The organism is Actinomyces israelii DSM 43320 (assembly GCF_000711965.1).
GTDB classification, from domain to species: domain Bacteria; phylum Actinomycetota; class Actinomycetes; order Actinomycetales; family Actinomycetaceae; genus Actinomyces; species Actinomyces israelii.
In genome coordinates this window covers 1-1,613 of record NZ_JONS01000096.1, presented here as the reverse complement: position 1 = coordinate 1,613, position 1,613 = coordinate 1, and the positions used below count along the sequence as shown (strand labels likewise).

At 77.4% G+C, this 1,613-nt stretch carries 1 protein-coding gene; it reads right to left on the bottom strand.

The window, feature by feature from the left end; genetic code table 11:
* A partial coding sequence (locus O145_RS19690; RefSeq protein WP_267489946.1) for an HNH endonuclease signature motif containing protein occupies nt 1-1,536 on the bottom strand: 1,536 nt, incomplete at its 3' end.
* Nucleotides 1,537-1,613: the final 77 nt, after the last annotated feature.

The window sequence follows — 1,613 nt, the reverse complement described above, 5'->3', positions numbered from 1 at the left end:
GGGGTGGTAGGGGGTGGTCTCGTAGTCGCCGGGGTTCTGGTTGGGGTGGGGGCCGTGGGTGGTGAGGAGGGGGCCGGCGTGGTGGCCGAGGCCGAGGTCGTGGGGGCTGAGGCCGGTGGGGCTGGTGGGGGTGGGGGTGGTGAGGCCTTTGTGGAGGCGGTTGAGGGTCTGGGGGGTGATGGCGCTGGCGAGGGTGTGGGGGAGGCGGGTGGCGGGGCGGGTCTCCTGGCCTGGTCCGGTGCGGCGGGGCAGGAGGGTGATGGTGCCGTCGGTATCGCGCTGGTAGCGGGCTCCGGTGGGGGTGCGCCAGACCAGGGTGCCGTGGGGGGTGCGGGTCAGGGCCCAGCCGGGGGTGTGCTTGAGGCGGTGGTGGGCGCGGCACAGGCAGGTCAGGTTCTCAAGGCTGGTGGTCCCGCCCTCGGCCCAGGGGCGGACGTGGTCGATCTCGCAGCCGCGGGCGGGGCGCTCGCAGCCGGGGTGGGTGCACGTGGTGTCGCGGGCGCGTACCAGGTCGGCCAGGGCGGCCGGGGGGCGGTAGCGGGTGCGGCCGACGTCGGTCACCGCCCCGGACAGGGGGTCGGTGACCAGGCGGCGCCAGGTCCCGCCGGCGGCCAGCGCCCGCGCCACGGCCGCGGGCACCGGCACGCTGCGCCCGCGGCCGCCCAGGCTCGCCCCCACCGGCACCCCGGGCACGCTGGCCCCGGGGCCGGCGGCGGGCACGCCGGTGCCAGGCGCACTGGTGCCGGGTCCGGGCGCACTGGTGCCGGGTCCGGTGGTGGGTGTGGTGGTGGGTGGGTCGTCCTCCGGGGTGGTGTCGTCGGGCAGGAGGTCTGTGAGGTGGTTCAGGGGGACGGTGACGTCGATGCTGACCGTCAGGCCTGGTGGCAGGGGGATGGGGTCGGTCCCGGAGGGCGTCCACCAGGGGCTGGTGTGGCAGACCAGGCCGCTGAGCGCGGTCAGCAGTCCCTCCAGGGGCACCCCGTCGGGTGTCAGGCCCATCTCGTCGATGTACGCCGGGTCCGCCCCACCGGCCGGGTCCGGTGCCGGGCCCTCGAGGCCCGTGAAGCCCACCGCGCCCACCGGACCGGCCAGGCCGGTCAGGCCCTCCGGACCCTCCGGGTCGGCCGGGGCGGTCAGGCCCTCCGGGCGCTCCGGGTCGGCCGGGCCCGCGACCTCTACGACCTCTGCGGCGTCTGCGACCTCTGCGACCTCTGCGGTGCCGGCCGGGTCTGCGACCTCTGTGGTGTCTGTGGTGCCGGGCCCGGTGTCCCCGGCGTTCCCGGTGCTCCCGGTGTTCTTGCCGTCCGCGGCCGCCCCGGCCGCCCCGGCCGCCCCGGCCGCTGCGGCCGCTGTGGTTGTGGTGGTTGTGGTGGTGTGGTGGGTGGTGCGCAGGGCGTGCAGGGTCATGGCGGTCAGGGTGTCGGCTCGCAGCTGTGCCGGGGTGCGGTTGTCGCCGGTGGCCCGGGCCGAGGCGGTGACGGCGTCCAGGGTGGCGTCCAGCAGGACGGCGTCGGCCCGCGGCAGGAGGGCGCGCATCTGGCACACTCCTGGGCCTGCCTCCCTCGGCCTGGTCACGTGACGGCCGGCGGTGCCGCGGCGCGCCCGGCGGCTGG